23 protein-coding genes and 1 riboswitch are annotated in these 25,677 nt (G+C 33.6%); of the genes, 11 read left to right on the forward strand and 12 right to left on the reverse strand.

What is annotated here, in order from left to right; all coding sequences use genetic code 11:
* Nucleotides 1-7: 7 nt before the first annotated feature.
* The 3 genes from B7R65_RS10810 to B7R65_RS10820 form a co-directional block, all read right to left on the reverse strand.
* Entirely contained in the window at nt 8-838 is an 831-nt protein-coding gene (locus B7R65_RS10810; protein ID WP_088042796.1) for a carbohydrate ABC transporter permease, read from the reverse strand.
* Entirely contained in the window at nt 839-1,681 is an 843-nt protein-coding gene (locus tag B7R65_RS10815) for a carbohydrate ABC transporter permease (RefSeq protein WP_088042863.1), read from the reverse strand.
* Nucleotides 1,682-1,955: 274 nt separating this feature from the next.
* On the reverse strand, nt 1,956-2,900 hold the full coding sequence (locus B7R65_RS10820; protein ID WP_088042797.1) for a DMT family transporter: 945 nt from the start codon (nt 2,898-2,900) through the stop codon (nt 1,956-1,958).
* Between the two features lie 346 nt (nt 2,901-3,246).
* On the opposite strand from B7R65_RS10820, the gene B7R65_RS10825 reads away from it, so the two are divergent.
* On the forward strand, nt 3,247-5,166 hold the full coding sequence (locus B7R65_RS10825) for a heavy metal translocating P-type ATPase (protein ID WP_088042798.1): 1,920 nt from the start codon (nt 3,247-3,249) through the stop codon (nt 5,164-5,166).
* 294 nt (nt 5,167-5,460) lie between these two features.
* On the opposite strand, the gene B7R65_RS10830 is transcribed toward B7R65_RS10825, so the two are convergent.
* The 3 genes from B7R65_RS10830 to B7R65_RS10840 are packed head-to-tail and all read right to left on the reverse strand — an operon-like array spanning nt 5,461 to nt 7,347.
* The gene (locus B7R65_RS10830; protein WP_088042799.1) at nt 5,461-6,300 is read right to left on the reverse strand and encodes a YihY/virulence factor BrkB family protein; all 840 of its coding nucleotides are present in this window, start codon (nt 6,298-6,300) and stop codon (nt 5,461-5,463) included.
* A 17-nt stretch (nt 6,301-6,317) separates the two neighbouring features.
* Nucleotides 6,318-6,857 carry a YtxH domain-containing protein gene (locus B7R65_RS10835; RefSeq protein ID WP_088042800.1) on the reverse strand — a complete coding sequence of 180 codons (540 nt, stop codon included), beginning with the start codon at nt 6,855-6,857 and terminating at the stop codon, nt 6,318-6,320.
* 13 nt (nt 6,858-6,870) lie between these two features.
* Entirely contained in the window at nt 6,871-7,347 is a 477-nt protein-coding gene (locus tag B7R65_RS10840; RefSeq protein ID WP_088042801.1) for a low molecular weight protein-tyrosine-phosphatase, read from the reverse strand.
* 553 nt (nt 7,348-7,900) lie between these two features.
* Nucleotides 7,901-8,005, forward strand: a riboswitch (TPP riboswitch).
* A gap of 176 nt (nt 8,006-8,181) precedes the next feature.
* Here B7R65_RS10840 and thiT point away from each other — a divergent pair.
* The 8 genes from thiT (at nt 8,182) to opp4A (ending at nt 16,246) form a co-directional block, all read left to right on the forward strand.
* Complete coding sequence (thiT, locus tag B7R65_RS10845; protein WP_088042802.1) at nt 8,182-8,757, forward strand: energy-coupled thiamine transporter ThiT; 576 nt, start codon at nt 8,182-8,184, stop codon at nt 8,755-8,757.
* A gap of 454 nt (nt 8,758-9,211) precedes the next feature.
* A complete protein-coding gene (locus B7R65_RS21305; protein WP_179194837.1) occupies nt 9,212-9,361 on the forward strand; it encodes a hypothetical protein in 150 nt (49 codons plus the stop codon).
* A 197-nt stretch (nt 9,362-9,558) separates the two neighbouring features.
* Nucleotides 9,559-9,996, forward strand: coding sequence for a Dps family protein (locus tag B7R65_RS10850; RefSeq protein WP_256941277.1), 438 nt, complete (start codon nt 9,559-9,561; stop codon nt 9,994-9,996).
* Nucleotides 9,997-10,583: 587 nt separating this feature from the next.
* A complete protein-coding gene (locus B7R65_RS10855) occupies nt 10,584-11,609 on the forward strand; it encodes an ABC transporter ATP-binding protein (protein ID WP_088042804.1) in 1,026 nt (341 codons plus the stop codon).
* Nucleotides 11,590-12,516 carry an ABC transporter ATP-binding protein gene (locus B7R65_RS10860; RefSeq protein ID WP_088042805.1) on the forward strand — a complete coding sequence of 309 codons (927 nt, stop codon included), beginning with the start codon at nt 11,590-11,592 and terminating at the stop codon, nt 12,514-12,516. The genes B7R65_RS10855 and B7R65_RS10860 overlap by 20 nt, the downstream gene beginning before the upstream one ends.
* A gap of 15 nt (nt 12,517-12,531) precedes the next feature.
* Nucleotides 12,532-13,497 (forward strand): oligopeptide ABC transporter permease, encoded by a 966-nt coding sequence (opp4B, locus tag B7R65_RS10865; RefSeq protein WP_088042806.1) that lies wholly within the window; start codon nt 12,532-12,534, stop codon nt 13,495-13,497.
* Between the two features lie 20 nt (nt 13,498-13,517).
* A complete protein-coding gene (locus B7R65_RS10870; RefSeq protein ID WP_088042864.1) occupies nt 13,518-14,438 on the forward strand; it encodes an ABC transporter permease in 921 nt (306 codons plus the stop codon).
* Nucleotides 14,439-14,461: 23 nt separating this feature from the next.
* Nucleotides 14,462-16,246, forward strand: a complete 1,785-nt coding sequence (gene opp4A, locus B7R65_RS10875) for an oligopeptide ABC transporter substrate-binding protein (RefSeq protein WP_088042807.1) — start codon at nt 14,462-14,464, stop codon at nt 16,244-16,246.
* Between the two features lie 58 nt (nt 16,247-16,304).
* On the opposite strand, the gene B7R65_RS10880 is transcribed toward opp4A, so the two are convergent.
* The 3 genes from B7R65_RS10880 to B7R65_RS10890 all read right to left on the reverse strand — a co-directional run bounded on the left by B7R65_RS10880 (nt 16,305) and on the right by B7R65_RS10890 (nt 20,519).
* A complete protein-coding gene (locus B7R65_RS10880; protein WP_088042808.1) occupies nt 16,305-17,711 on the reverse strand; it encodes an amino acid permease in 1,407 nt (468 codons plus the stop codon).
* A gap of 283 nt (nt 17,712-17,994) precedes the next feature.
* Entirely contained in the window at nt 17,995-19,284 is a 1,290-nt protein-coding gene (locus tag B7R65_RS10885; RefSeq protein WP_373419569.1) for a Glu/Leu/Phe/Val family dehydrogenase, read from the reverse strand.
* A gap of 23 nt (nt 19,285-19,307) precedes the next feature.
* A complete protein-coding gene (locus B7R65_RS10890) occupies nt 19,308-20,519 on the reverse strand; it encodes an ornithine--oxo-acid transaminase (protein ID WP_088042810.1) in 1,212 nt (403 codons plus the stop codon).
* Between the two features lie 340 nt (nt 20,520-20,859).
* Here B7R65_RS10890 and B7R65_RS10895 point away from each other — a divergent pair, with 340 nt between their 5' ends.
* Both B7R65_RS10895 and B7R65_RS10900 read left to right on the forward strand, forming a co-directional pair.
* Nucleotides 20,860-22,281, forward strand: coding sequence for a sigma-54 interaction domain-containing protein (locus B7R65_RS10895; RefSeq protein WP_088042811.1), 1,422 nt, complete (start codon nt 20,860-20,862; stop codon nt 22,279-22,281).
* 131 nt (nt 22,282-22,412) lie between these two features.
* Nucleotides 22,413-22,709 carry a hypothetical protein gene (locus B7R65_RS10900; protein WP_088042812.1) on the forward strand — a complete coding sequence of 99 codons (297 nt, stop codon included), beginning with the start codon at nt 22,413-22,415 and terminating at the stop codon, nt 22,707-22,709.
* A 59-nt stretch (nt 22,710-22,768) separates the two neighbouring features.
* Here the strand turns inward: B7R65_RS10900 and pheA are convergent, their stop codons facing one another.
* The 3 genes from pheA to B7R65_RS10915 all read right to left on the reverse strand — a co-directional run bounded on the left by pheA (nt 22,769) and on the right by B7R65_RS10915 (nt 25,356).
* The gene (gene pheA, locus B7R65_RS10905) at nt 22,769-23,617 is read right to left on the reverse strand and encodes a prephenate dehydratase (RefSeq protein WP_088042813.1); all 849 of its coding nucleotides are present in this window, start codon (nt 23,615-23,617) and stop codon (nt 22,769-22,771) included.
* Between the two features lie 85 nt (nt 23,618-23,702).
* Nucleotides 23,703-24,692, reverse strand: a complete 990-nt coding sequence (locus B7R65_RS10910) for a LacI family DNA-binding transcriptional regulator (protein WP_088042814.1) — start codon at nt 24,690-24,692, stop codon at nt 23,703-23,705.
* Nucleotides 24,693-24,909: 217 nt separating this feature from the next.
* A complete protein-coding gene (locus tag B7R65_RS10915; RefSeq protein ID WP_088042815.1) occupies nt 24,910-25,356 on the reverse strand; it encodes a GHMP family kinase ATP-binding protein in 447 nt (148 codons plus the stop codon).
* Between the last annotated feature and the right edge of the window lie 321 nt (nt 25,357-25,677).

Here is a 25,677-nt window from a genome sequence, read left to right on the forward strand (position 1 = left end):
GACATTCCTATTTAATTGATCCACTTGTAATCCCTCTAATAATTTGTTTCTGTGCGGCAAAGAAAAATATTAGTAGTGGCATTATACCTAGTACAAGGCCAGCAAGGGCTAAATTCCATTGTTTTGTATATGCTCCAAAGAAATAGAAAGTAGCAAGTGGAATTGTACGTAACTCAACATCTCTTAATACAAGTGAAGGTAATAAGAAATCGTTCCATATCCATAATGTATTTAAAATAACGACTGTGACGGTTATTGGTTTTAATAGCGGAAAAACAACTTTCCAAAAAACCATAAAAGGTGAACATCCATCAATGATGGCTGCTTCTTCCAGTTCAATTGGAATCCCTTTAATGAATCCATGATATAAAAAGATTGAAAGCGCAGAACCAAACGCCACATACATGACGACTAATCCGAAATGACTATTCATTAACTGCAAAGTACTACCAACACGCACAAGTGGAATCATAATTGATTGAAAAGGGATAACCATTGTCGCTACAAAAATAAAAAATATAAATGTTGCGATTTTATGCTTTGTCCGAACTAGTTTGTAAGCTGCCATCGAACAAAAGAGTACGAGAAATAAATTACTTGCGACAGTTACAATTAATGAATTTAATAAAGCTTTCCAAAAATCCATTACAACAATAGCTTGAGAATAATTCGTAAAATCAAACGACTTTGGAGGAGAAGATGTATTTTGTAAAATATCAGCAAAAGATTTAAATGAATTACCTAATACATAATAGAAAGGGATTAAAAAGATTAAAGCTAATATAATCCCAAATATCTCTAATAAAAGCGTTAAACCCGTATATCGTTCTCGCTCCATTTATGCTTCGACCTCCCTCTTTTTAGTAATATAAACTTGTAGAATAGAAATTGCTGCAACTACAACGAAAAACACAATTGCTTTTGCTTCACCTAATCCATACCGATTGTTTACAAATGCTTCAGTATAGATATTTAATGCAAGCATTTCTGTGGATTTAAATGGACCTCCGCCTGTTAGCGATAAATTTTGATCAAACACTTTAAATGACCATGAAATTGTTAAAAATAAACAAACCGTTACTGCTGGTGCAACCATTGGTATGATTATTTTTCGTAAGGTTGTAAATCGATCTGCTCCATCAACTTGAGCCGCTTCAATTAGTTCTTGAGGTACTCCTTGTAAAGCAGCTACATAAATAATCATTATGTAACCAGCACCTTGCCATATGGCCACAATAACGATTGCCCAAAACGCTCCGTTTGCAGTTCCCAATAATGACTGCATAAGTGAATCTAGCCCTAAAACTGCACCCAAGGAAGTTAAACCTTTATTGAAAATAAATTGCCAAATGAATCCCAATAATAATCCGCCAATTAAATTAGGTAAAAAGAATATAGTTCTTAAAATGTTTCTTGATTTTAGTCCTTTAGTTACTAAAAGAGCCAATCCAAATCCGATTAAATTTGTTAAAATAACAGCGAATATCGTGTATTTTGTTGTAATGACAAATGACTTCAAAAAATCCTTATCTTGCGTAAAGATATATTTATAATTATCAAAACCAACGTATTGGATGTTACCCATTACACCATTCCAATTAGTAAATGAATAATAAATACCCATAAAGAATGGGATAAGAACTAAAGCTGCAAATATAAGAAAGGCTGGACCAACAAACATTATGAAGCTACCGCTATTTCGAAGATTCTTTTTTCGAGACGTTTTAAAATTCGCTGCATCATCAACAATCGTTTTTATTTCTTCATTTATTTTTTTATCAAGCTTCGCCAAATGTTCTTTCTCCTTTCTTTTAGTTTTTCAATGATTAAGATCTTTTGCTAATTAAAATTCGTAATCATTCACACATAAACATTATGTTAAAAAAACAAAAAGCAACTCTACCTTATTATGAAAAGGTAGAGTTGCTTTTATTCAATCAGATATTTAATTAATATTATGATGCGCTCTTCATTTGATTATTCCGCTGATCTTTTTGATAATTCACGATAATAATTCCCGAAGTAACCATGATTAATCCAATAAAGACTAAATACGATAAAGCTTCATTAAGCATGAAAGAAGATAACATAACTCCAAATACAGGAACTAAAAATAAGTACATAGATACTTTTCCGACTTGATTATATTTCATTACATTATTCCATAATATGAATCCAACAGCTGATAAAAGTGATAAATAGACTAACATGCCAAATGTTTTTAAGTCAAAATGGAATGGCATAAATCCCGCTGTGAATCCACCAATAATAAGTAGCCCAAATGAACCAATTAGCATTTGATAGGCAGTTAAGTAAGCTACATCAACTTTCTTTGCTGCTTCTTTCGCTAACACATTCCCATAACCACCAAATGCCATTGCAATTAACAATAAAATTTCACCAATGCCTAAGTGTAGGGATAAAGTTCCTTTTGTCATATTAACGATAATGACACCCGCAAATCCAACTGACACTCCAACCATTTTACGAATTGATAATCGGTCATTTTTATACATAAAATGAGCAGCCAATAATTGAAAAAAGGATGTTGTACCAGCGATAATTGAACCTTGAACACCTGTAGAATAGCTTAAACCAATATAAAAAAGTACATACTGTGAAAATGTTTGAAACAAACCTACTTTACCAACAGTTGTAAATGTATTTCGCTGAAATGCTAACTTACGACCGATTAGCGTAAAAAAGATTAATATTAAAATCGAGGCTAAGAAAAATCGATAACCCGCAAATATCATCTGCTTCCAAATTTCCGTTTTCTCAATATTTAAATGTTCATAGCTAAGTTTAATAAAAGGGAATGCACTCCCCCATAAGAATGTAGTAATAATTGCTGAAGCGATTACCCCTAATGGATGTGTAAAAAATTTTTTAGCAGACATTTTTCCCCTCCTCTTTGCTCTTTACTCTTTTCTCTTATTTTTGTAATGCTTAAAATCCAGCATGCCAAAGTAAATCTTACTACAATTCTCATAAAATAGAATAGAATATAGAATTATTTTTATTAATAAGCAAATTATTTCATCACACTAGACAGAATGTGGTAATATATATTTATTAAGAATTATTTTAATTAAGCTAACTTTTCTTACACATCTTAGAATTTAAATAAAAAATAGTTTACTTATAAATGTACGCTGCTGTCCTCGGACGGCAGCTTTCGTCGTTTTATAAGGGTAATGAATTTGATTATTTTTCTCAATTACTAAAATCGAAAGGGGTATTATTATGGAAGCAAGTACAAAAGTTACATCAATTCAAGCTACATATGAAGCCGAAAATGTAAGTTCATCAACCTTCCTTTCTAAACATGGTGAATTAATTGCAGCTTTAATTTCGGGCGCATTAACATTAATCGCTTCATTAATGAATGATCATAAGTCAATATTGGTGATTTTATTATATGTCTTAGCGTTTTGTATCGGAGGCTTTGCAAAAGCAAAAGAAGGAATAGAAGATACGATTGCTGAAAAAGAACTAAACGTTGAAATGCTAATGATTATAGCGGCATTAGGATCTGCAGCGATTGGATATTGGACTGAAGGAGCTGTCTTAATTTTCATTTTCGCTTTAAGTGGTGCTCTTGAAACTTACACTCTAAATAAAACCAATAAAGAAATTTCATCTCTTCTATCAATTCAACCACATACAGCTATTCGTATTATTGATGATCTAGAAGAGGTTGTTAGTATTAAAAATTTAGAGATTGGCGATTATATTTTAATTAAAGCTGGTGAACGAATTCCAGCAGATGGTCAAATCGTTAAAGGAGAAACGCTAATCGATGAGTCTGCCTTAACAGGTGAGTCAATTCCAGTTGTAAAAAACTTTAAAGATGAAGTCTTTGCCGGAACAATCAATATTAAAGGAACCTTAGTGGTAGAGATTACTAAGCATAGTGATGAAACACTATTTCAAAAAATAATTAAACTTGTGCAAACAGCTCAAAGTGAAAAAACGCCTTCACAACAATTTATTGAAAAATTTGAAGGAGTCTATGTAAAAGGTGTCTTGATTACTGTTTTAATAATGATGTTTTTACCACATTTTGTTTTAGATTGGTCTTGGACAACGACTTTTTATCGCGCAATGATATTATTAGTTGTTGCTTCCCCTTGCGCACTTGTTGCTTCCATTACACCTGCTGTCTTATCAGCTATTTCTAATGGTGCTAAATCAGGAATTCTAGTCAAAGGTGGCATACATTTAGAACGCCTAGCAGTTTTAAAAGCAATCGCTTTTGATAAAACAGGTACATTAACTATAGGTAAACCTGAAGTTACAGGGTTTGAGATCATTGATGAACTTAACCAAACAGAATTATTAACACTAGTAGCATCAATTGAAAAATATTCTACTCATCCGCTTGCGTCAGCAATTGTTGAGTTTGCGACAAAGCAGGGTATTGTGGTCTCAAATTCTTTTGAGCAAATAGATGACCATGCAGGGTTTGGGGTATCTGCTATCGTTAATGGAATTGAATATCGAGTAGGTAAAAAAGAATTTGTAACTGCCAAATATAATCCATTAGCACAATTTGAAGAACAATGGGAAAACGAAGGAAAAACAATAGTTTATGTGGGATCAAATGAAAAAATTATTGCTATTTTCTCATTAAAAGATTTAGTGCGAACTGAAACCAAAAGTGCACTAAAAACTCTAAATAAATTAGGTGTACAAACGGTTATGATAACTGGTGACTCAGAACAAACAGCTAAAGCAATTGCCGCAGAAAGCAAAATAAACGAATATTTCGCTTCATGTTTACCACATGAAAAAGTAAATATTGTAAAAAAATTAAAAGAAAACTACGGTCAAGTAGCGATGGTTGGAGATGGAATAAATGATGCTCCTGCTCTCGCAACTGCAAATGTTGGTATAGCGATGGGTGGCGGAACTGGTGTCGCTCTTGAAACTGCTGACGTTGTATTAATGAAAAATGACCTAACTAAAATTTCAGAAGCCATAACTTTATCTAAACGCATGAACAAAATTATTAAGCAGAATATTATCTTTTCACTAAGTGTAATTGCATTCTTAATTTGTTCTAATTTCCTACAAATCATTGACTTACCTTATGGTGTAATTGGTCATGAAGGAAGCACTATATTGGTTATCTTAAATTCATTGAGATTACTTAGAGATTAATTTTTATAATGAGGTAATTTCCACTCCAGCATCCTAAAAAAGAGCAAAGTACGAAAGGAATTTCCCTTTGTACCTTGCTCTTTTTTACTTAATGGTAATCATTGTGTCCATTAGCTGAACCGCTTGTTTTACCTTTTGGATGGGAACTGCTTTTTTGTTTCTTATTTGACTTATCATTATGATTCTTTTTATTATTACTCATTAATAATTCCTCCCTTATTGAAATCCATCTTAGTTTACCTCAAGCAAATAAGAGTACTCATGGAAGATACAACCATCAATTTTCATAATGAATTAAGTTGTTCTATTAAATGTACGTTGTTTAATGAAAGCATTAAGTTCCCCACCAATGACAACAACGATAGCTGAAATATAAAACCAGATCATTAAAACAATAATTCCACCTAAACTGCCATAATGACCAGTGAAATTACCAAAGTTATCTACGTAATATGCGAAACCTAGAGAAGAAATGATCCATCCGAAAGTCGCAAATAACGAACCCCAAAATACTTTTTTAACATGGACAACCTTACTAGGTCCAATAGAATAAAGAACAGTGAAAACTAACATTAATATGACAAAACTTAATGACCATCGAATAATACTCCATGTTGATAAAAAATCATCTGATATACCTAAATATTCAAATGAAGTTTCTGCTATAACTTTGCCAAAAACAGGTATTAAAAGTGCAAATACAATTACAAAAACCATTATTAAAGTAAGTAATATCGATATTCCTCTCGTTACAAAGTAATTTCTTTTATCTTCAACATCATATGCATCATTTAACGCCTGAACAATCGCATTAATGCCATTAGATGAAGCCCAAATTGTAGCTATTAATCCAAAAGAAAGTACACCACCATGTGACTGACCTATTATTAACTGTAAATTACTTCGAATAATAGCCATCGCATCCGGTGGTGCATACTGGCTTAAGAACGAAAGGATTTCCTCACTCGATATTGGTAAATAGATAATAACCTGTGTTAAAACAAGTAGAAATGGAAAAAGAGATAGCATGAAGTAATATGCTAGCTCTGCTGAACGAGACACAATATTGTCTGCCATACACTTTTTCACTAAGTCCCAAATAAATGCTACGATAAAACTCTTTTTGTTAATCAAATTGACACCTTCATTTGTTATTCTTTAGATGTTGTACCTGCCAATAAAATTGATTCAACTTTTTCTTCTACATCATCTGCATTTTCATCTGTTAATTCTTCAATTCCCTCTAATGAAGCTTCTAATTGCTCATCAGTTTCTGACTTTTCACTTGTATTTACTTCTAGTGAGGTTGCAGAAATTTGTGATTTACCTTCTTCTAAATCAATTGAATCCTCAATTTTCTCTTCAACTGAATCAGCTGTTTCCGCTACTATAGACGTGCCTTTTACAGATTCAAATTTATTCTTTGTAGAATCTTTAATTTCAATCCATTTATCTTTTACTAGTTGAACATTACTTTCTAATTTTTCAACTGAGTTTTGAACAACTCTTAATTGAGATCTAACTGCACCTTTTACTAATTCAGGATCTTCCTTCATTTGATTCAATTTGTCCGTCACACTTTTACCTTTACGTGTGATTTTTTCACGATTTTCTTTGTTTAGTAAAGTTACTCCTGCACCAATTGCGACTCCGACTAGAATATTGCGTAAAGCTTTGTTACGTTTTTTCATTCTTCATCCTCCTCTAAACTGTTAATTGGTGTTGCTTTAAAATATGTTGAAGTAAATGTATGCAGCCTTCTTCTACGATGTTATATACTTCTTCAAAATTGCCGGTATAATATGGATCAGGTACTTCCTTCCACATCGAAGAAGGTACATAATCAGAAAGAAGTGATATTTCTCCTATACAATTATTTCTTGCTAAATTTACTAAATCCTCTTTATTCTGTGCATCCATAGCCACAATATAACTAAAATATTTAAAGTCATTTTCTGTCACTTTTCGAGCCTTCATCCCATCACAAACTATGCCTTTTTCATCTAATAAACCCTTTGTTCCCTTATGTGGAGGGTGTCCAATATGCCAATCTCCTGTACCTGCAGAATCAATAATAAAATGTTTATCTAAACCCTTTTCTGTCACAATATGACGAAAAACAGCCTCTGCCATTGGCGAGCGACAAATGTTTCCTAAACAGACAAATAATACTTGAATCATTTTAATGTCTCCTTCAAATTATTAACAACTTCTGCCAAAAATTAGCTGTTTGTTTCGTTTTCATTCTACACGTTATGTTTTAAAAAGAAAAGCAAGCTAATGTGAATAAATAATGGCCAAAAATGTAAGATAAAAATTATAATTAACAATTTATTTATAAAATATTTAGGCGGTTTTCGTATATATTGTTTTTATATTAAGTATGCGTTAGTGGATTTCCACTTCAGAATGCTCGCTTTTTAGTGGGGCGTGAGCTGTGCCTCCTGGGCCCACACGATGTGGGTCATGCATGCGTTACGACAGGACGTCGTGATATTAGCATGCCTACTTTTTTTCTACTTGGGTTGAGTCTCAGCCTTCCCGCATCTCCCACAGGAGTCGAGCATCCTTTTAGTTCTAATCAACTTCTGTCCTAAAATCCACAATAACTAAAAGAAAAAATTCTTTAAAAAAGAGCCAATATTTATTTAAAATAATTTTTAAAACGAAGTATAAATTGATTGTATTTCTCCCCCGCATTGACTATATTTAGTAATGACAACTAAATGTACGATGAATCCACAAGGGGAGCCAGTTGGCTGAGAGTGAATAGAGTTACTATTCTAACCCTTCGAACCTGTTAGTTAATGCTAGCGTAGGGATGTGGCACGATGAAAAAGTAACAATGGGATCATCTTGCTGCCAATGTTACTTTTTTTATTTTTAACCATTACTTTCCCTATTTACACTTATACTAATGACAGACTCCTCAGGTGAACACATTCACTATCGATAGTGTAGATGTGTTTCATCCAATACAAATTGTTGTCGACCAGAAAAGGGGGAATTATATATATGAAGGCTTCAAAAGTTCAAATGATGGTAGAAATTGCAATGTGTGCAGCTCTAGCAATGGTATTCGATTTTCTACCTCTATTCACAGCTCCACAAGGTGGGTCTGTATCTTTAGCAATGATTCCAGTATTTTTAATTGCATTCCGATGGGGATTAAAACAAGGTTTAGTAACAGGCTTATTACTTGCAGCTCTTCAAATGGTTACAAAATTTTATTTCGTACATCCAGTCCAAATATTTTTTGATTATATAGCTGCTTTTACTAGTCTTGGATTAGCAGGAATTGTGTATAAACAAGTTAAAAACAGCCTTTCAAACGGCAATAAAAAAAGTGCAACCATATTTATCGTATTCGGAACTTTTATTGGTTCACTCGCTCGTTTTATTTGTCACTTTATAGCCGGTGTCGTTTTCTACGGATCATATGCACCAAAAGGTACACCAGTACCAATTTATTCACTAACTTATAACGCAGGGTATATGGTCCCATCATTTATTATTAGTGCAATTGTTCTTGTTATTTTGCTCTCTAAAGCCCCAGTGCTTGCTAATATCAAAAAGAATCAAGCAGCTTAATTTGACCCTACTCATTTGTAGGGTTTTTTTATTCTAACTTAAATTTAGGCTGTTTTCTAAAGATTGTTGTTTATATCAAAGCTTTGTTTAAGTTAAGCCGTTAATAAAGAAAATGATTGGAGCGGAAGGGTGCTCGACTCCTGTGGGAGTTGCGGGACAGGTGAGACCCCGCAGGAACGTATGCACCGAGGAGGCTCAGCGCCCGCCCCGCTAAAAAGCGAGCATCCTGGAGTGGAAATCTATAAATCTCCATATTTAAGAAAAACAAAGAATACGAAAACACCTTAAATTTAAAACCATTCTTCATTCGATGGAAAATGGTTTTTTCTATTGGTTAAAAGTTCATTAAAGTAATTTATTCATAGAAAGTTTGAACACTTTGTGAAATATAGTTATTAGCTGTTTTTATAAAACATATATATAAGTACATAAATTTTTAAGGGAGGTTTATCAATTGATTTACGATGTCCTCATCTTTTTCATTTATATGATTGTATTTCTAGGTGGACTTGGATCATTTTTCTTAATTTTAAAGGGATCTTTAAATGTAAATGATGCGATTCACATCGATCCTAAACCTCCAATTTCTGTCGAGAAAGAATAATAAGTAATAAAACCATCCATTTCAAAATGGATGGTTTATTTTTTATGTTTTACTATAAAACGCTAATTTTGCTAATTGTTGTCTTAATTTTCAAATATTACCAACACTATTAACTCTTCACTTCGTATATGATGGTGTTACATGATTTTCAAATACACTTTTACATAATTAGAGGAGGAATTTTAATGGATACATCCATCTCAAAAACGACTGTTGATGTACTAAATAAACAAATAGCAGACTGGAATGTACTATTTGTAAAGCTACATAACTATCATTGGTATGTAAAAGGGTCAGATTTTTTTACTCTGCATGCTAAATTTGAAGAATTATATAATGAGGCAATTTTACATATTGATGTACTAGCAGAACGAGTGTTAATCATTGGTGGAAAACCTATCGCTACAATGAGAGAATATTTAGATGCATCTGGAATAGAAGAAGCAAACCAACGAGCTACTTCACATGAAATGGTACAAGATATCGTTCACAATTTTAACTATTTAATCGAAGAGCTTAAAAATGGTATGGAAATCACTACCCAAGAATCTGATTCTGTCACGCATGATATTCTATTAGCTATTCGAAAGAAACTTTCAAAACATATTTGGATGCTAAATGCATACTTAAGTTAAATAGAAACAGTGTAAAAAGGAAATGTTCATTCAGTTCTTTTTTACACTGTTTTTCTATTAATCAATAACAATCCGATCCTATCATTAGGCTACTCTTTTTTAAGTACTAAACAAATGTTTGTTTAAATGGGTTTAACCTCATCGCTATAATATCTAAATTTATTATTAGAGTTTTTTAATGGTAAGTAGGCTTAAAGACCTACTTCTCCCCACCTACTAATTTACTAAATCTATTATTTTTTCCACAAAAATATTTCATTTTCCGACAAAAACCTACTTTTCAGTTAACCATTTTTTAACAAATTATTTCAAATATAGAATAATTATTGATTGCAATCATAATCCGATCCTTTTTGTAAATTTCTTTGATAAATACAAGCTTTTTCAACTATTCTATTAATCTTTTACAATCATTTTTAAAGATAATTTACATACTTTGAATCTATTTCCATTCAAACATAGTAAAAAATACCTATAAAATGTATTAATTGTTTTAATATTGAAACAATAGCATAACATATATTATACTTATGAAAATTCTAAATAAACTAACAATTTACTTACAATTTCGCGAAAGGAGACAAAAAATGTCAAAGCCTCTCTTAGAAATCGAGCATTTAACGACATCTTTTCGAATTAATAATCAGTATTATCCTGCAGTAGATGATGTATCACTAACTATCCATGAAAATGAGATACTAGCAATTGTTGGTGAATCTGGATGTGGAAAAAGTGCACTAGCACTCTCTATATTAGGCCTACATCAAAATAAGCGAACAAAAATGGACGGTGCTATTTCTTATAAGGGTACAAATTTATTATCACTAAGTGATAGCAAAATGAATAGCATCCGTGGGAAAGAAATTGGAATGATTTTTCAAGAACCACTTACCGCACTTAATCCACTAATGACCGTTGGAAAACAAATTGAGGAAAACTTAGACAACCATACAAAATTAACTACTTCATTAAAAAAGGATCGAGCTTTACAATTACTTTCGCAAGTCGGTATTCCAAAACCAGAAGTTACATACAAACAATATCCCCATGAATTATCTGGTGGTATGAGACAACGTGTCATGATTTCTATTGCAATAGCGTGTAATCCGTCATTTATTATTGCGGACGAGCCAACTACTGCCTTAGATGTAACCATTCAAGCTCAAATATTAGACTTACTAAAAGAAATCCAAACTCAAACAAAACTTGGCATTATCCTTATCACCCATGATTTAAGTGTCGTTGCAGAAGTTGCCGATCGAGTAGCTGTTATGTATGCTGGTCAGATTATTGAAACAGGAACTGTAAAAGAAATACTAAATCAACCTCTTCACCCTTATACGCGCTCACTATTAAACTCAATTCCTACTACACATTCGAAAAATAAAAGATTACACATTATTGAGGGCACTGTCCCACCTTTAGATAAACTACCTAGATCTGGATGTAGATTTAGTCACAGAATTCCTTGGATTGATTCATACGCTCATGAATCTCAACCAGGAATGCACGAAGTTACACCTGGCCATTATGTACGTTGTTCTTGTTATAAACATTTTCATTTTAAAAATGAGAAAGGAGCACCGATCGTAAATGTCTCTATTAAAAGTTGAAAATTTAAAAGTACACTTTCCTATTCGCGGCGGTATATTCCGAACAGTTGTTGATCATGTAAAGGCCGTCGATGGAATATCCTTTGAGTTAAAAGAAGGAGAAACTTATGGGTTAATCGGCGAATCTGGTAGTGGGAAATCTACTGCAGGTAAGGCCATTCTGCAACTAACTAAATCGACTGATGGACGCATTGAATTTCTGGATAAGGATCTCGTTAAGTTAGGAAAAAGTCAAATGAGGGCTTTTCGTCAGGAAATTCAAATGATTTTTCAAGACCCGTACTCTTCTTTAAACCCTAAAAAGAGAATCATCGATTTAGTAGCGGAACCATTAAGAAACTTTGAAACCTTAACTAAATCTGAAGAACGCGAAAAAGTACTTTACTATCTTCAGAAGGTTGGCTTATCTCCAGAATCGCTTTATAAATATCCACATGAATTTTCTGGAGGACAACGTCAACGAATCGGTATTGCAAGAGCATTAACTTTGCAGCCAAAATTAATTGTCGCAGATGAGCCTGTTTCAGCTTTAGATGTTTCTGTTCAAGCACAAGTATTGAATTTCTTACAGGATTTACAGGAAGAATTTCAATTAACCTATTTGTTTATTGGTCATGATTTAGGAGTTATTCGTCATTTATGTGATCGAATTGGAGTTATGTATCGCGGAAGACTTGTTGAAGAAGGAACGACGGAAGATATTTTAACAAACCCTCAACATATTTATACAAAACGCTTAATTGCAGCTATACCAGATATTCGTCCTGAAGTTAGAGACGAAAAAATTAAAGCAAGACAGGAAGTAAAAGTAGAATATGAACAAAATGCTTCATCCTATTTTGATGAAAATGGTCGGCCATATGACTTAAAACAAATTTCCGATACTCATCGAGTAGCATTACCTTAGAAAGGAGTAAAGAACATGTTGAAGTTTATCATACGCCGTATACTCATCATGATCCCTCAATTAATAATCTTGAGTGTACTAATTTTTGCACTTGCTAAAGCTATGCCTGGAGATGCTTTAACTGGCCGATCAATAAATCCAAAAGCTAATCCGCAAGAAATTGAAAAATTACGTGAAAAAATGGGGTTAAACGATCCTGCATATGTGCAATATTTCCATTGGACAAAAAATGTTTTAAAAGGCGACTTCGGGGTCTCATATACACATAAAATCGAAGTTGTTGATGTAATTGGTGACCGAATTGGAAATACAGTATTACTAGCTTTATGTGTATTTATTGTAACGTATCTATTGGCAGTTCCTCTTGGTATTATAAGCGGCCGGTGGAATGATACATGGGCCGATAATTTAATCACTGGTTATAACTATGTTGGTTTTGCAACACCACTATTCATTTTTGGACTAATTGTATTATTTATTTTTGGGTTCCATTTTGACCTATTCCCTACTGGTGGTAGCGTTGATCCACAAGTTGATAATGGTACTTTTGCTTATTATTTGAGTAAACTAAACCATTTAGTACTTCCAACCTTATCAGGTGCACTAATTTCGACAGTAGGTATCTCCCAATATTTACGAAGCGAAATTATTGATACAAAAGTAAAGGATTTCGTTAGAACAGCTAAATCAAAAGGTGTTCCTGAAGCAAAGATTTATTCAAGACATATTTTACGAAATTCATTTTTACCAATTGCTGCTTTCTTAGGTTACGAGATTACTGGTTTAATAGCTGGATCTGTCTTCTTAGAATCAATCTTTGGATATCCTGGAATTGGACAGCTTTTTGTCAAGTCTGTTATGTTACGTGATTTTACAGTTGTAAATGCACTTGTATTAATGACATGTCTTGCAACGCTGTTTGGAACATTAATTTCAGATATTATATTAAGCATCGTTGATCCACGTATTCGGATTGAATAAGGTAGGTGATTACTATGGAAATGAAAATTGAAAATCAAAATATTATAGTTGAACAACAAGACAATATAGCTGAGCAACCAAAAAGCCCATCTGGATTTAGTGTCATTTGGGCAGAATTTAGACGAGATAAACTAGCTTTAGGTTCTCTTATCTTGTTAGGTCTAATATTAATAATTGTGTATGGGACTTCTATCATTTTAGATCAGGATCAAATTATTAAAGTTGATTTTTTATCGATTTATCAACCTCCCTCCTCTGTTCACTGGTTAGGAACTGATTATGGTGGACGTGATGTATTTGGACAACTAATTATTGGTACAAGGAATTCATTTACGATTGGATTTTTCATCACAGTTATTACGAATTTACTTGGACTAACATTAGGTTTAATCGCAGGCTATTTTGGTGGTTTTATCGATGGCGTCGTCATGCGAATCATTGATTTTTTCTTATCATTACCGACATTGATGTTAATCATTGTTTTCGTAACAGTAGTACCGACATTTACAATTTATAATTTTATCCTAATTATGAGTCTCTTTTTATGGACGGGTAAAGCAAGACTTATCCGCTCAAAATCATTATCAGAAAGTGAATTAGATTATATAGCTGCAGCTAAAGCTCTAGGGACTCCTAACTGGAAAATTATCATTTCGCATCTTTTACCAAATGTAAGTTCTTTAATTATCGTTGCATTTACGTTAAACCTAGCTGGGAATATCGGTATTGAGTCTGGACTAACCTTCTTAGGCTTCGGTTTACCAGAAAGTACACCAAGTTTAGGAACATTAGTAAGTTATGCAACAAACCCAGACGTTTTACAAAATAAGTTGTGGATTTGGTTACCTGCATCAGGCATGATTTTAGTGCTTATGCTGAGTATAAATTTTATCGGTGAAGCGCTTAAGCGTGCAGCTGATGCAAGACAAAGAAGAGGTTAATTACTTTTAAGGAGAGTGGAAATATGAAAAATGTAAAAAGCTTTTCAAAAGTTTTAAGTGCAATGGCAGTATCCATGTTAATCCTTTCAGCATGTAAAGGCGGAGATACAAAAACTTCATCCAAACCGACTAAGCAAGTAGATCAAGCTGCTTTTCCTGTTAAAGTTTCAAATGATAAAAAATCTATCTCTGGTGGAGTTTTAAAGTATGGACTAATCTCTGATACTCCATTTGAAGGCATTCTGAATACTGTTTTTTATGAGGGGCAACCTGACTCAGAAGTACTACAGTTCTTTGACGAATCATTACTTTCAACAGATGAAAACTATATTTATGACCAAGACGGTGCGGCTACATACGAGTTAAGCGATGACAAGAAAACTATCACGCTTAAAATTCGAGATAATGTAAAATGGCATGATGGTAATCCCGTTACAGCAGAAGACTTAGAGTATGCATACCTTGTAATCGGTAGCCCTAAATACACTGGTGTACGTTATGATTCACAAATGTCTATGATTGAAGGTATGGAAGAATACCATAATGGAAAAGCGAAAAATATATCTGGGGTGAAAGTAATTGATCCTCAAACGATTTCAATTTCGTTTAAAGAAGCAAATCCATCTGTACTGACTGGTTTATGGACATACCCACTACCTAAAAAATACTTAGGCAATGTACCTATCGATAAATTAGTATCATCTGATCAAATTCGTAAGGCTCCAATTGGATTTGGACCGTTTAAAATTAAAAAGATTACTCCAGGGGAAGCTGTAGAGTTTGAAGCGTTTAAAGATTATTGGAATGGCGCACCAAAATTAAATGGCGTACTTCTTAAAGTAGTTAATAACCAAATTGCAACTTCATCATTAGAAAATGGCGATATTGACGTTGCTTCAGTTTCTGCTGACCAATATGATCAAGCAAAAGTATTAAAAAATATTCAATTAGTTGGTAAGACTGAGTTAGCATACTCTTATATTGGATTTAAATTAGGTCATTACGACGCGAAAAACGGTGTAAACGTAATGGATAATCCAAAATTCCAAGATAAACGTGTTCGTCAAGCGATGGCTTATGCACTTGATAACAAATCAGTTGGTGATAAGTTATACAAAGGATTACGAGTTCCTGCAACATCTGTAATTCCACCATCATTCCCTAAATATTTTGATAAAGCACTAAAAGGCTATACACATGATCCTGAAAAAGCTAAAAAATTGCTTGATGATGCTGGCTACAAGGATGTAACTGGTGATGGATTACGCGAAGATCCAAATGGAAAACCATTTAAAATCAATTTTGCTTCTATGAGTGGAGGCGATATCGCAGAGCCATTAGCACAGTTCTACTTACAATCTTGGAAAGAAGTCGGCTTAGATGTTCAATTATTAGATGGTCGTTTACATGAGTTTAACTCGTTCTATGACATGGTCGAAAAAGATAATCCTAAGATTGATATCTTTGCAGCTGCATGGGGAACAGGTTCTGACCCAGATCCATCAGGAATTTGGGCTAAAAATGCACCGTTCAACTATGTTCGCTGGGTAAATGACGAGAATGATAAATTGTTAAAAGAAGGTATTTCAGCAGAAGCATTTGATGAGAATTACCGTAAAGATGTATACAATAAATGGCAGGAATTAGTTAATGAAGAAGTACCTGTAATCCCTACTCTATTCCGATTCGGTTTAGATGGCGTTAACAAACGTGTTAAAGGTTACGATTTAACTGCTGGTCAAGGATTCCAAGGTCACTTACAAGATATTTCTGTAACAAGTGCAGAATCTGAAAAAAACAAAAAATAATTAAGGATTAAAAAAGGTAGAGATTGCTATTACAGCATTCTCTACTTCTTTTTATTTATTAACTAACCTTTTTATTTTCATTTTGCTCATGTATTTCAATCTTTTTCTTAGCTGATAAATGATAATAAACTAAGCAAAGAATCATAAACGGTACACCACAGTATAGCGCAATACGTTGATCCGGAATAAAAGCTAAGCTAATCATTACCGCTACATTCAATACTAAAGCAACAATTGGAACAAATGGATAAAGAGGTGTTTTATATTTTAAATCCTCTACTCTTCCACCTTCACTAATATATTTCTTTCTACCTAAAAGATTTGATAATGCGATACTTGCCCAAATAAATACCGCACCAAATCCTGCAATTGAAAGTAACCATAAATAAACAGTATCTTCTGCAAATATACCACTTAATAAGGATAATGCTCCAAAAAACATACTAAATGTTAACGCATTTAATGGTACTCCTTTTTTCGTTAACTTTCCTAAAGCTGGGCTAACCATGCCTTTTTGTGCCATTGAGTACATCATACGGGAAGTAGCATATAATCCTGAGTTTGCAACAGATAATACTGCTGTGATAATAACAAAGTTCATAATGTCTGCTGCATATGGAATACCAATATTATCAAATACAACTACAAATGGACTATCTACTAATCCAGCTTTCTCCCATGGGAATAATCCTGCTAAAACAAACATTGATAAAATATAAAATACTAAGATTCGCCACACAGTGTTATTGATTGCTTTTGGTACAGCTTTTGCTGGATCTTCACTTTCACCTGCTGCAATCCCTACTAGCTCGCTACCTTGAAATGAGAAGTTAACTGCGACCATCGTAACAATAATAGCAAGTATACCATTTGGGAATAAACCACCATGATCAGTAAAGTTTGTTAGCATCGGTGCCTTAGTACCTTCCATCGGAACAATACCAAACATTACTGCTGCACCTAGAATAATAAATAAAACAATTGTAACCACCTTAATACTTGCAAACCAGAACTCAACTTCAGCAAAACTTTTTGTAGATAATGCATTTACGCCAAATAATAATACTCCAAATACCACACACCAAATCCATGTGGATACATCTGGAAACCATCTCTTCATTAACATACTTACCGTAATTAGTTCTAAACCAATTGTTACTGACCAGTTTAACCATGACATCCATCCAACTACATAACCTGAAGCGGGTGAAATATATTTTGTTGCATATGTTTGATATGAACCAGCATCTGGCATACTAACCGCTAACTCACCAAGACATAACATTGTTAAATACATAACCAATCCACCAACTAGATAAGCTAGTATTGCTCCACCTGGTCCAGCTTCACTGATCGTATAACCTGATCCCATAAATAATCCAGTTCCGATAATTCCTCCAAGAGCGATCATAAAAATGTGTCTACTTTTCAGCTCTTTTTTTAACCCCTGTTCTTGTTGCAACATGAAAAATACCTCCCTTTGCGAAAATTGTTTGTATAAATTTAAATATTCTGATTTAAATGGATATATTTTCCCTGTTACCTTTAGATAGAAGCAAGATGTCTCTATTCTAGTAGTTTTCTATCCAAATTTTTCAGATACTATTTGAAAGCGTATTCAAAACAACTTATTTAAAAAATATGTAAATTTTTAAAAAGGATATTCTAGTCTGTTAATTTATTTTTACTAGTTTTCAATAATAAGTGCTCCAGATGAAACATCCACCTGGAGCGAATCTATTTCTCTATTAAACCCATCCACGGAAACGTGAAGCTTCCGCCATTTTACGAATACCAACCATATAAGCTGCTAATCTCATATTAACTTGACGATTGAATGATGTTTGGTAAACACTATCAAATGATCTAACCATTTTTTCACGAAGCTTTTGAGCTACTTCTTCATCAGACCAGTAATATCCTTGATTATTTTGTACCCATTCAAAATATGAAACAGATACTCCTCCAGCACTCGCTAACACGTCAGGAACTAATAGAACGCCACGTTCTGTTAAGATTTTAGTAGCTTCTAATGTAGTAGGTCCATTCGCTGCTTCAACCACGATTGACGCCTTAATATTATGAGCATTTTCAACCGTAATTTGATTAGATATAGCTGCTGGAACCAGAATATCACATGGCTTTTCAAGTAGTTCTTTATTTGTAATGACATTTGTAAATAAATTTGTTACTGTTCCGAAGCTATCTCTTCTATCAAGTAGATACTCGATATCTAAACCATTCGGATCATATAATGCTCCAAGTGCATCAGAAATACCGACTACCTTTGCACCTGCATCTGTCATGAACTTCGCTAAAAAGCTTCCCGCATTTCCAAAACCTTGAATAATGACACTAGCACCCTTTAACTCGATTTCCTTACGTTTTGCAGCTTCTTCAATACAAATTGTTACACCCTGTGCAGTAGCAGTCTCACGTCCTGCAGAACCACCTAATACAAGTGGCTTTCCAGTAATGAATCCTGGAGAATCAAACTCTTGAATACGGCTGTATTCATCCATCATCCAAGCCATAATTTGAGGATTTGTATATACATCTGGTGCTGGAATATCTTTTGTTGGACCAACGATTTGGCTTACTGCACGAACGTATCCGCGGCTTAATCGTTCCAGCTCAAGTAAAGACATTTTTCTAGGATCACAGATGATCCCACCTTTCCCTCCACCATATGGTAAATCAACAATTCCACATTTTAAGCTCATCCACATTGATAGAGCTTTCACTTCATCCTCATTTACTTCCGGATGGAAACGAATTCCACCTTTAGTAGGACCTACAGCATCATTATGTTGTGAACGATATCCAGTGAAAATTTTCACTGAATCATCGTCCATTCTTACAGGAATTTGAACTGTTAAAAATCGTAAAGGTTCTTTTAATAACTCATAAAGTTCTTTAGAATAACCAAGTTTTTGAAGAGCCTCAGAAATTACCTCCTGAGTTGATTCAATTAATTCTCTACCCTCTTCTTTGATTTTCTTTTGAATTTCGAATTCTTTTTCGTTTTCTTGGATTATAGTTGTCATTGTTCTCGCTCCATTTATACTGTTGCTTTATATTGGCTAAATACATCGTTAATTTGTTTAATTGACCAGTCTAAATCTTCTTTTGAAATAATTAATGGTGGTGCAAAACGAATAACTGTATCATGTGTTTCCTTACATAATAAACCTTGTTTTTTCAATGCTTCACAATAAATACGTGCTGGCACATGAAGTTCAACACCAATAAATAGCCCACGTCCTCTTACTTCTTTAATGTGAGGGTGATCAATTTCTTTTAATTTTTCCATAAAATAATTTCCTAGCTCATTTGAACGTTCAGCTAATTTCTCTTCTTCAAGAACTTCTAAGGCTGCCACTGATACAGCGCAAGCTAATGGATTTCCACCAAATGTAGATCCGTGAGAACCTGGTTCAAAAACACCTAATATTGAACGGTTTGCAGCTACACATGAAATTGGATATACTCCGCCTCCAAGTGCTTTACCTAAAATGTACATATCAGGAATAACTTCTTCCCAATCACATGCAAAAGTTTTACCAGTTCTGCATAAACCAGTTTGAATTTCATCAGCAATAAATAATACGTTTTCCTTTTGACAAACTTCTGAAACTTCACGTAAGAAACCTTCTCTAGGAATGTTAATACCTGCTTCACCTTGAATTGGTTCAATTAATAATGCTGCTGTGTTTGGAGTGATTGCAGCTTTTAATGCTTCAATATCTCCGTAAGGAATTAATTTAACTCCTGGTATGAATGGACCAAAGCCACGTTTGTAATCTTCTTCAGATGATAAAGATACTGCAGCTAGAGTACGTCCGTGGAAGTTTCCAATGCAAGCAATAATCTCAGCTTGATTATCTTCAACACCTTTCACATCGTAAGCCCATCTTCTAGCAGCTTTTAATGCTGTTTCTACAGCTTCAGCACCCGTATTCATAGGTAAGATCATTTCTTTGTTTGTTATTTTTGCTACCTTTTCATACCATTCACCCATGTTTTCGCTATAGAAAGCACGAGAAGTAAGTGTTACTTTATCTGCTTGATCTTTTAACGCCTGAATAATTTTAGGATGACGGTGCCCTTGGTTTACAGATGAATAAGCACTTAACATATCTAAGTATCTATTTCCCTCTGGATCAGTTACCCAAATACCTTCTGCTTTTGAAATAACTACAGGTAGTGGATGATAGTTATTTGCGCCAAATTGATTTGTTTGCTCGATGATTTTTTGAGAATTAATCGTCATTTGTGTTCCCCCATTATTTGTTAATTTATTTTTAGTTTCTTACTTAAGTATTTAGCAACTTCTGTGCCAAATATGTCTAAAATAATAAAATTCACAAAATGTACTCATTTAGATGCTTTATCAAGCAAAATAATGTTACCGTTTTCAACAACTGCAAATTTTTTTTGCATTTTAGCGCAAATTTATTTAAAATATGCATAGAATATTTGCGGTAGTATTATGCTCAAAACGAAATAATCATACAAAATTAGCACGAATTGGAAAAACTGCCTTTTTATCTTACCAAAAATGGTCAGAAGTGCAAATTTTTTCTAATCGTACAATGAAAAGAGAGATTTTGATGAAAAATAATAGCCATTCATTTATTGGTGTAGACGAATTACTTCAGCTTATCTTAGAAGAAATAGATATCGGCATTCACGTAATCAATCAAGAAGGTAAGACAATGGTTTATAACCGTAAAATGATGGAAATTGAAATGATGAACGAAGAAGATGTTTTACATAAAAATTTATTAGACGTATTCACCTTTCAAAAAAATCAGTCTAGCACTCTACTTGAGGCTCTACAAAAAGGTAAAATTAGAAAAAATATAAAACAATCATACTTTAATAATAAAGGTAAGGAAGTTACAACAATTAATGATACATACCCAGTTATGAAGGATGGAAAAATTGTCGGAGCGATTGAAATGGTACGTGATGTGACCGAATTAAAACAATCGGTCCAAGAAGGTATTCTTCAAAATCGTAATACTCGTTACACCTTCGAACAATTAATTGGAGAATCTCAATCTTTTAAGGCGATCATTGATGATGCAAAAAGATCAGCAAGAACTTCATCCTCTATTTTATTAGTTGGCGAAACTGGAACTGGTAAAGAATTATTCGCTCAAAGTATCCATAATGCAAGTTCACGAGCAACAAAACCATTTATTTCACAAAACTGTGCTGCTTTACCAGAAACATTAATAGAAAGTATATTATTTGGAACTAAAAAAGGAGCATTTACAGGGGCTATTGATAAACCTGGATTATTTGAAGAAGCAAATGGCGGTACGTTGCTTTTGGACGAGATCAATTCGCTTAGTCCAAATTTACAAGCAAAGCTTTTAAGAGTATTACAAGAACGTAAAGTTAGGCGAATTGGTGATATGAATGAAAAAGATTTAGACGTCCGTGTTATCGCAACAATTAATGAGGATCCTATTGAAGCAATTGCTAATAACCATTTACGAAAGGATTTATATTACCGCTTAAGTGTCGTATCGTTATTTCTCCCTCCGCTAAGGGAAAGAATCGACGATGTCCTTTTATTGGCTAACTTCTTTATTCAGAAATATAATCGCCTTTTTGGCCATCAAGTCAATGCAATAGATGATAGGGTCGCTCATTTCTTCCTCCATCACAACTGGCCGGGGAATGTGCGTGAGCTTGAACATATGATTGAAGGTGCAATGAATTTAATTGAAAATGAATCAGTCATTAAAAGCTTTCATCTACCATCTAGATTTTTTAATGAAATGAGTAAAAGTAATGAAGCAAAAATTCAGCATCAGCATCCAACGATTGAATTGAATAATTTAGAATCAAAAGATGATCACCTGTATTTAAAGAACACTTTGTTAAACAAGGAGAAACAACATATTATGTCTGTTCTAAATGAACATAATGGCAATATTACACAAGCCGCAAAAAAATTAGGCATTAGTAGACAAAACTTACAGTATCGTATACGTAAATTTAATCTTTCAAATGATTAAATAATTACATGAATTAATAGTAAGAACTGCTTAAAAATCATTTATCCTATCTATCGCCCAAACCTTCCGCATTTGTCCTGCATAGTTTAATTATGTAAGATTTCCGATGCGTAAAAAGGAGGTTTATAGATATGCACAATGAACAAGATTATCGCCCACATGGCTTCGGTGGAGGCTTTGGACACATGGGTGGATTCGGAGGCGGAGGATTTGGTCGCCCAGGTTTCGGTGGATTTGGAAGACCAGGTTTTGGATTTGGAGGAATTGGTCGTCGTCCATTTTTCCCAGGAGGCTTTGTCGGTGGATTGGCAACAGGTGCTTTATTAGCTGGAGCCTATGGAGGTTATGGTTATGGCGGATACGGCTATGGATACCCTTACTGTCCTCCAGGATATTATTGCCCACCCCCTTACTATGGATATTACTAATGTAAAATAAAAACAAATAAAAAGAGAAGGATACGGATCCTTCTCTTTTTACTATATTGTTATAATGAAATTGTTGAATAGCTACCTACAACCTCCACTGTAAAACCTAGCGCTTCTAATTCTTGCTTTACGCCAGGTAATAGTACATCATCATATCCCATCTCTACATCTATAATAAAAAAATAATTTCCTAATCCTGTTTTCATTGGACGTGACTCAATTTTTGAAAGGTCAATTTGACGCCATGCAAATGCAGATAGTACTTGATGAAGAGCCCCAGCACGATTTTCTGGCATCATAATAACAAAAGTTGCCTTCGTATGATTCTTCTGAAAAAAATGTGTCTCAGTATGGGAATCAGCTCGTTGTAGAACGATAAACCTCGTATGATTATAAGAATTAGAATGAATATCAGATGCCACAATTTCTAAACCGTATTTCTTTGCAGCGAATTCATTTGCTATTGCGGCAATACATTCGTTTGGTTGCTCGCTAACAATTTTAGCAGCAGCACTTGTTGAAGTTACTGGTTCTAACTTTGTATATTTATATTGATTATGTAAAAATGGATGACACTGAGCCAAAGCATGTGAATGAGAGTAGATAATTTCAATCTCATTTACTCTGTCAGCTTGATCTTTTGTCATTAATAGGTGCTGTCTAATCGGTATAATAATTTCACCAATCATCTTTAATGGTTGCTCATGAACAAGATAATCAATCGTCGTCGTAACCGATCCTTCTACTGAATTCTCAATTGGTACGACTGCAAAATCGACCTCTCCTTCTGCAACGCTATCCATGCAGACGGGTATACTAGAATATGCTATATGCTCGTCCTCTTTAAAAACAGATTGAACGGCGACATGGGTAAAAGTTGCTTCTGGACCTAAATAACCTATCTTCACGTTCCCACTCCTTTTAATTTTTAATTATACTAAAAAGAGTTATTTTAAAAAATAAAAATATGATTAAATTTTCTCACATTTCCAATTAGAGGCTGCTATTCCTAATCATTAATTTTGAAGATACGACTATTTTTTTCGCAATCTCACGCCCCATTAGTCTCTCCATGAGCAGATCAACTGCTGATTCTCCCATTTGTTCAGAGTAAATTTTCACTGTACTCAAGGTAGGAAAAAGATATTTTGAGAATGGTAAATCATTCATTGCTATTAAACTCACACGTTCAGGTACAGGAATATTAACTTCACGCAAAGCATTTAAACAGCCAATCGCCATCGAATCGCAGCCTACTAAGAATGCTGTTGGTAGTTGATCACCATTATCTTGTATAGCTTGCTTCATCAATCTATAACCTTCATCCGCTGAGAAATTACTTATATACATGTTATTTTGTTGGATAATTCTTTTTTCCTCTAAATATGATTTAAATGTACTTTCACGAGAATCATAATTTTCTATAGATTGGTTTGAAAAATCTTCGCGCCCACCAATATAGCCAATATTCTGATGTCCAAGGGAAATAAAATGATCCAATACTTTTATCGTTGCACTCTTATAATCGGTTAAAACGGAATCATAATACTCCTCATTTGGAGAGAAATCAACAAATACAATATTATTAGATACTTTTTTCAAAGAAGAAATTTGTTGCTCATCAAACCTCCCAATTGCAACTATCCCTTGAAACTGTTCGTCAGCTAACCCCTTTGCATTTTCATGAAAAAAAATTGAAATTAATAAACTATGATACTCACAGCGATTTTCTATTCCAAATCTTACAGACATATTATGAAAAGTATCTAAAACTTTTTTCTCCTTATCCCAATGAACAAGTGCGATTTTTGCTATACTCTTTTTTACTTTTGATTTTTTTCGATACGAGAGTTTATCTGCCGTTTCAAATATTCGTTGCTTAGTGTCGTCACTTACTGATAATCCTGGATCATAATTTAATACTCTGGAAACCGTTGCAATTGATACACCTGCTTTTTCTGCTATATCTTTAATTGTGGTCATTTCAATTCTTCTCCTTGTAAATTCTCAACCCGAATGGCTATCTAATACTTATTCTACCAGCCACACGTTCTACAATTCCGATAAAATATGAAGAATTTTTAACATATTCATTTATTGTGCAAATATAATAATCTCTGATTTATTTTGGAGAAGGAAAAAGCTTGTAGGTTTTATTTTTTTAAAGGAATTTTATAAGAAGTAAATGAATTTCGTCTTTTTAATCTAATTCATACTGTGATTTTAAAATTGCAGCTATTAAGGCCTCCATCGATCTAGATGAGGATAGTCCTACCTCTGTAGGAATATTCCCATATATTAATATATCCATTCCATTTTTTATACGATAACCTGCTTGCCTTAAATAAACGATCGTTCTGTTTAAATAGTTAGTCCAATCATGTTTTATTTCATCGTCAAGCTCATTTAATGTAAATTCTACGATCCCCAACTCTTCATAATTTAACGAAATCAATCTTATTCGGTTTGAGTCAGTTTTCGCAGATACTATGTATGTCCCAAACGAATGATTCAATGAAAAATTTTGATCTCTATTGGCATGCGTAATTTCTTCAATTTCATGATTTGATCCAAAAACAAAAAAGATCCGATGATTTGTATGATGAAAATACCGGTTAAAAACTAATACTAGATCATTAACATTCATTTCCTTATCACTCCCATTTGCTATTACGAAGAATTAACCATAGATTTCTTTTAAAATCTAAAATTTATAAGATTCTATTTCCTCGTTACTTATGAATTTGAATAGTACAAAACCATCCTACCTTCATGATTATTATTGGTCAATAAGTTATTTTACTAAAATTTACTAATTTTACCCATTTTTTTACTTTGTTATTTAATCTGTCACATTTGAATACCTTCTCAGTCTATATTTGCATTTTACTCATCTAAATAAGAGCATGATAGAAGCAACTCGTACGAGACACCTATGGGAATAGCGGGACAGGTGAGACCTCGCAGT

The sequence above is a fragment of the Bacillus sp. EAC genome, assembly GCF_002156875.1.
In the GTDB taxonomy this organism is placed as follows: Bacteria; Bacillota; Bacilli; order Bacillales; family Bacillaceae_G; genus Gottfriedia.

Excerpts from the sequence above, each read along its gene's own strand:
- B7R65_RS10810 (WP_088042796.1), bottom strand. The coding sequence starts at position 838 with ATGGAGCGAGAACGATATACGGGTTTAACGCTTTTATTAGAGATATTT.
- B7R65_RS10815 (WP_088042863.1), bottom strand. The coding sequence starts at position 1,681 with ATGTTTGTTGGTCCAGCCTTTCTTATATTTGCAGCTTTAGTTCTTATC.
- B7R65_RS10820 (WP_088042797.1), bottom strand. The coding sequence starts at position 2,900 with ATGTCTGCTAAAAAATTTTTTACACATCCATTAGGGGTAATCGCTTCA.
- B7R65_RS10825 (WP_088042798.1), top strand. The coding sequence starts at position 3,247 with ATGGAAGCAAGTACAAAAGTTACATCAATTCAAGCTACATATGAAGCC.
- B7R65_RS10835 (WP_088042800.1), bottom strand. The coding sequence starts at position 6,857 with ATGAAAAAACGTAACAAAGCTTTACGCAATATTCTAGTCGGAGTCGCA.
- B7R65_RS10840 (WP_088042801.1), bottom strand. The coding sequence starts at position 7,347 with ATGATTCAAGTATTATTTGTCTGTTTAGGAAACATTTGTCGCTCGCCA.
- thiT (WP_088042802.1), top strand. The coding sequence starts at position 8,182 with ATGAAGGCTTCAAAAGTTCAAATGATGGTAGAAATTGCAATGTGTGCA.
- B7R65_RS10855 (WP_088042804.1), top strand. The coding sequence starts at position 10,584 with ATGTCAAAGCCTCTCTTAGAAATCGAGCATTTAACGACATCTTTTCGA.
- B7R65_RS10860 (WP_088042805.1), top strand. The coding sequence starts at position 11,590 with ATGTCTCTATTAAAAGTTGAAAATTTAAAAGTACACTTTCCTATTCGC.
- opp4B (WP_088042806.1), top strand. The coding sequence starts at position 12,532 with ATGTTGAAGTTTATCATACGCCGTATACTCATCATGATCCCTCAATTA.
- B7R65_RS10870 (WP_088042864.1), top strand. The coding sequence starts at position 13,518 with ATGAAAATTGAAAATCAAAATATTATAGTTGAACAACAAGACAATATA.
- opp4A (WP_088042807.1), top strand. The coding sequence starts at position 14,462 with ATGAAAAATGTAAAAAGCTTTTCAAAAGTTTTAAGTGCAATGGCAGTA.
- B7R65_RS10880 (WP_088042808.1), bottom strand. The coding sequence starts at position 17,711 with ATGTTGCAACAAGAACAGGGGTTAAAAAAAGAGCTGAAAAGTAGACAC.
- B7R65_RS10890 (WP_088042810.1), bottom strand. The coding sequence starts at position 20,519 with ATGACGATTAATTCTCAAAAAATCATCGAGCAAACAAATCAATTTGGC.
- B7R65_RS10895 (WP_088042811.1), top strand. The coding sequence starts at position 20,860 with ATGAAAAATAATAGCCATTCATTTATTGGTGTAGACGAATTACTTCAG.
- B7R65_RS10900 (WP_088042812.1), top strand. The coding sequence starts at position 22,413 with ATGCACAATGAACAAGATTATCGCCCACATGGCTTCGGTGGAGGCTTT.
- B7R65_RS10910 (WP_088042814.1), bottom strand. The coding sequence starts at position 24,692 with ATGACCACAATTAAAGATATAGCAGAAAAAGCAGGTGTATCAATTGCA.
- B7R65_RS10915 (WP_088042815.1), bottom strand. The coding sequence starts at position 25,356 with ATGAATGTTAATGATCTAGTATTAGTTTTTAACCGGTATTTTCATCAT.